General features: G+C 54.9%; 3 protein-coding genes. All 3 read left to right on the plus strand.

Annotation, left to right across the window (positions count from 1 at the left end):
• Positions 1-54 precede the first annotated feature (54 nt).
• Positions 55-1,350 carry an efflux RND transporter periplasmic adaptor subunit gene (locus RMO35_RS09130; RefSeq protein WP_396135635.1) on the plus strand — a complete coding sequence of 432 codons (1,296 nt, stop codon included), beginning with the start codon at positions 55-57 and terminating at the stop codon, positions 1,348-1,350.
• Positions 1,351-1,655: 305 nt separating this feature from the next.
• The gene (locus tag RMO35_RS09135) at positions 1,656-4,928 is read left to right on the plus strand and encodes an efflux RND transporter permease subunit (protein WP_396135636.1); all 3,273 of its coding nucleotides are present in this window, start codon (positions 1,656-1,658) and stop codon (positions 4,926-4,928) included.
• A 258-nt stretch (positions 4,929-5,186) separates the two neighbouring features.
• Positions 5,187-5,298, plus strand: a 112-nt coding sequence (locus RMO35_RS09140; protein ID WP_309740426.1) for a DUF3177 family protein, incomplete at its 3' end; no start/stop codon positions are given.

Genomic DNA, 5,298 nt, shown 5'->3' on the forward strand with positions numbered 1-5,298 from the left:
GCCCGCCACCAAGGTAATTATGGTCAGCAAGTAAAGATCGTTCGGGTCGGATCGATCGCCCTGTTAGCGCTATTGCTCACTAGTTGTAATTCGCTGCCCAAAGATGGGGCTGACGCTCAGACTAGACCTGCTGGCGGACGAGCGCAGGCGACGGCTGTAGACGTGGAGATCGCGGCGACAGCCCCGCTAGAGTCGATTCGGGAATACACGGGGACGACTCAACCCGTGCGGGAGGTGGCGATCCGCGCTCAGGCAGAAGGTCAATTACGAGTGTTGAATGTGGATGTAGGCGATCGCGTCAAGCAAGGGCAAGTATTGGCGCAGATCGATGACTCCCTTCTGGACGCCCAAACCGCCGAAGCCCAGGCAGAACTCGCCTCGCGACGCAGCGAAATCAGTCAACTTCAGTCCCAAGTTAGCGACGCTCAGACCCAAGTCGCCCAAAATCGCCTGACACTCCAGCAAGCTCAGTCCGATGCCGCTCGTTATGAAAGTCTGGCAAAATCTGGGGCGATTTCCCAGCAGCAAGCCGAGCAATTTCGCACCCAAGCTCAGACAGCCGCCCAAGTCTTGCGATCGTCACAAGCCAAAGTCCGGGCACAGCAACAAGCGATCGGCGTTGCTAAGAATCGCATTACCGCCCAGCAAGCAGTCGTCGCCCAACAGCAGCGACGCAAATCCTATACCGTCGTCACCGCGCCGATCTCTGGCGTCGTCTCGACCCGATCGACCGATCGTGGCAATATCCTCCAAGTCGGTAACGAACTGCTGCGGCTGGGCGATTTTAGTCGCGTCAAAGTCACCGTTCAAGTGTCCGAACTCGACTTAGCATCTGTCCGGCTCGGAAGTAACGCCACCGTCAAGCTAGATGCTCTCGCAAACCAACAGTTTAGCGGTAAAGTCACCCGGATTTCCCCGGCTGCCAATCCGACATCGCGGCTCATTCCCGTCGAAATTACCATCCCCAATCCCAATGGTCGCGTCGGGAGCGGCTTACTCGCGCGATCGACCTTCGCCCAAGCCACCGCAGAGCGAGTCGTCATCCCCCTCTCCGCACTCCAATCAGATCGCGCCCCAGCCAAGCCCACATCACCCACACCCGATCGCGCCAGGACAGCACCAGCCGCCCCTGCAAGTGCCGCTCCACGCACCACCGGGACGCTATTTGTCATCGCCCGTCAAGGCGAAGGATCGGTAGTCAATGCCCGCAAGGTCACTCTGGGTCAACAAATCGACGGCAAAGTCCAAATCCTCTCCGGTCTCAATCCTGGGGAACGCTTCGTCTCTAGGGCTGGTAAGCCCCTGAAAGATGGTGAAGCGGTGCGATTGAGCATTTTGTCGGCTAAGTGAAGCTGCTTGTGCTTTCGTAGTCCCGTTACCCCACCCCAACCCTCCCCTTATAAAGGGGAGGGAGTAAGAGTCCCCCTGTGGGGCAAGAGCAAGAGTCCCCTCTGTGGGGAGAGAGTAAAAGCCCCCTGTAGTGGCGAAGCCAAAAGCCCCCCCTGCTTGGTGCGCTATCCCGTCGGGAAACCCGACGAGCGCGCATCCGCTTTATAAGGGGGGGTTGGGGGGGTAAACTCAGCGAAAACGAAGTCTAGCAGACTCGCGTAGAAAGGGGGGAAGCGACGGCATTATCATCCTACTCAACTAAATCGATCGTGCAAAACTCACCCTCATCTGGCTTCAGCCTTAGTACCCTCTCGATCCGTCAGTATATCGGCACCCTGATGCTGACGCTGACCGTCATCATCGTCGGGATCTTCTTCATTACCCAATTGCCCGTCGATCTCCTTCCCTCGATTACTTATCCTCGGATCGGCGTTCGGCTCGAAGCACCGGGGATCTCGCCCGAAGTCGCGATCGATGAAATTACGCGCCCCCTCGAAGAAGCCCTGTCTACCACCGATGGCGTGGTGCAAATCTACTCCCAAACCCGCGAAGGACAAGTCAACCTCGACCTCTACTTCAACCCTGGGAGTAATATCGACCAAGCCCTCAACGACACTACCGCCGCCTTCAACCGCAACCGCAACCAGTTACCAGACTCGATCGAAGAACCCCGGTTATTTAAAATCGATCCTTCCCAACTCCCTGTCTACGAACTGGCGCTGACGGCACCTTCACTTCAGGATGTAGACTTACGGATTTTTGCTGATGAAGAACTCTCCCGCGAGCTGAGTATCGTCGAGGGTGTTGCTTCCGCCGATGTCTCTGGCGGCGTGCAAGAAGAAGTCCGCGTCGATATCGACCTCAATCGCCTCCAATCGCTCGGAATTAGCCTACCTACTGTCCTAGAGCAACTCACCCAGCGCAATCAAGATGTCTCCGGCGGACGCATTCGCGGCGACAGTTCCGAACCCCTCACCCGCGCCGTCGGACGCTTTCAGAATGCGAGTGAAATTCGCGATCTGGCGTTTGCCATTGGGGGATCGGCGACAGCCAGTACCACGGCACAGACTAACGCCACTGCTACCGTGACAACCGCCCAGCCAGCCCCCACGCAGCAAGTCTATCTGCGGGATTTTGCCAAAGTCACCGATGGTACCGAAGAAGAGCGGGTACTCGTCAGTCTCAACCGTAACAAAGCAGTCAAAATCAGCGTCCAGAAACAGTCTGATGCGAATACTGTCGCTGTCGTAGAGGCAGTCAAACTGAAGATCGAGGAATTGAGACGATCTGGTGTAATTTCAGCGGATATCAAGATTGTCCCGACGTTGGATGAGTCGGTGTTCATCCGCAACTCGCTGGCAGATGTGATTACTTCAGGGCTGTCTGGTGCCTTGCTGGCGGCGATTTCGGTATTTATCTTTTTGGGTTCCCTGCGGCAGACATTTATTATCACCCTGACGATTCCGCTCTGTACTCTAGCCGCCGCGATCGTGATGAAGCTATCCGGTTTCTCACTGAATATTTTTAGTTTGGGGGGATTGGCAATTAGTGTCGGTCAAGCGATCGATACTTCAGTTGTAATTCTCGAAAATGTCAGCAAACGGATCGACACACTCAAACTCGATCGCGCCCAGAGGAATAACGCTGGTGATTACGCCACTCAAGCGATCGCGGCTGTCGAAGAGAGTAGCCAGGAAGTAGAATCATCCCTAGTTGCCTCTACGGCTGCCAACCTAGTTTCGGTACTACCTTTCATCCTCGTGGGAGGTTTTATTTCCTTACTATTTAACGAGCTAATTCTGACGATCTGCTTCGCGGTTGCGGCTTCCCTAATTGTCGCCCTGACGGTCGTCCCCATGTTATCAGCGCGGCTATTCGCGATCGAGCGATCGAGCGGTCTCAATCGGCTGTGGATCCTCCGGGTATTCAATCAAAAACTTGAAGGCGGTACGCGATCGTATGGTAATATCCTCGCCAAAGTCATCCGCCGTCCGGCGATCGTCGTGCTGGCGGCATTTATCCTCTTAGGCGGTAGTGGTGTCCTAATGGCGGGACAAATTCCCCAGGAAATTCTCCCCCGCATCAGTACCGGACAAGCCAATGTCAACGTTCAATTTCCGCCAGGAACCTCGCTGGCTACCAATCGCCGCGTGATGGCAGCAGTGGATGATGTCCTGCTCAAACAGCCAGAGACGGAATATGTGTTTACCACCGCAGGCGGTTCGTTATTTGGTAACACGGTATCTGCCAACCCCTCCCGCAGTACGGGGAGTATCACCCTCAAATCGGGTAGCGACGTCCAAGAATTTACCGAGCGCACCACCAGAGAACTAAATCGGCTCAACTTAGCCGGAATTCGGGTGCGCGTGACCGCCGGATCGGTACGCGGTTTGATCCTCAATAATTCACCAGTCCGGGGGGCAGAAGTCGATGTCGTCCTCCAAGGGCAAGACGCCGAAGTCCTCAGACAAGCCGGAAGGCAAGTATTGGCAGCACTGGACGAGCGGATAAAATTATCGGCTTTCCGTCCCGATGCTGACGATCGCCAGCCAGAAGTCCAAATTCGCCCTAATTGGGAGCGGGCGAGCGATCTGGGTCTGACGACTCAAGCGATCGGCAGCACCATCCAAACCGCCCTCGAAGGTTCGGTGCCCACCCAATTACAACGAAACGAGCGGCTGGTAGATGTCCGCGTGCAACTCAACCGCGATCTCCTCAAACAGCCGTCTCAGCTAGCACAACTTCCCCTCTTTGTCAACAATAATTCCCTCGTCCGGTTGAGCGATGTGGCGACGATTACGGAGGGACAAGCCCCAGGGGAGATTCAACGGATCGACCAGCGCCCGGTATTTATCATCGCGGGCAACCTCAATAAAGGCGCAAGTCTGGGTGCCGCCATCACCGAAGTCCAGCAAATTATCTCGACGCTGGATCTACCCGACGGGGTGACGGTATTACCCAGCTATGCAGGACAAACCAACCAAGAACTCCAATCTGCATTAGTCTCCCTGGGCAGTCTAGCCGCCTTTTTGGTATTTGTCGTCATGGCAGTCCAATACAACTCGATTATCGATCCGCTGGTAATTATTTTGGCTGTCCCGTTAGCCCTCGTCGGCGGACTATTGGGTCTATATATCACCCAAACCGCGATCGGAATTACGGTCGTCGTCGGTGCCGTCCTCCTCGTCGGGATCGTCGTCAACAACGCCATTATCATGGTCGAAACCGCCAACCAAATCCGCACCGAAGCCGGAGTAGATCGACCCACCGCCATCCTCACCGCCGCCCCCCAACGCCTCCGCCCGATTCTGATGACTACCGTCACCACCGTCTTGGGACTATTCCCCCTCGCACTCGGCATCGGCGAAGGCTCAGAATTTCTCCAACCGCTAGGCATTGTCGTCTTTGCAGGTTTAACCCTCGCCACCCTGCTAACACTCTTTATCATCCCGTGCTTTTACGTGCTACTCCACGACATCTTCAAGCGCGATCTCAGGATCGGCAAATTAGTCGATCGTACCCACAAGTCTAAAGCCTAGATCTTAGATGCTAGTATTCTGCGGCGTAAATCTAGTTACTATTTCGGGGCGACTGGGGGACGGGGAGACTAGGCGAAAGAACTGGTAGCCTCATTTCCGCCGCCCAGTACCAGAACTCCGAACCCTAAAGCCTAATACCTAAAGCCTAAACCTAAAGCGGCACGATTTATGTCAAGATTGGGAGAGAAAATCTGTTGAATTGGGTCAACGATCGCCACCCATCAACAGCAGCAAACTACCTATTTTTAGATCTAGCTAATGCCAAATCAAACTGAGTTATGGTTTCAACCGTTAATCTGGATGGATTTTCGATTGGCGGTAATATTTACAGTGCTAATGCCACTGATTCTACTACTGTGGGCATTCGCTC

This window comes from Chamaesiphon sp. OTE_20_metabat_361 (assembly GCF_031364565.1).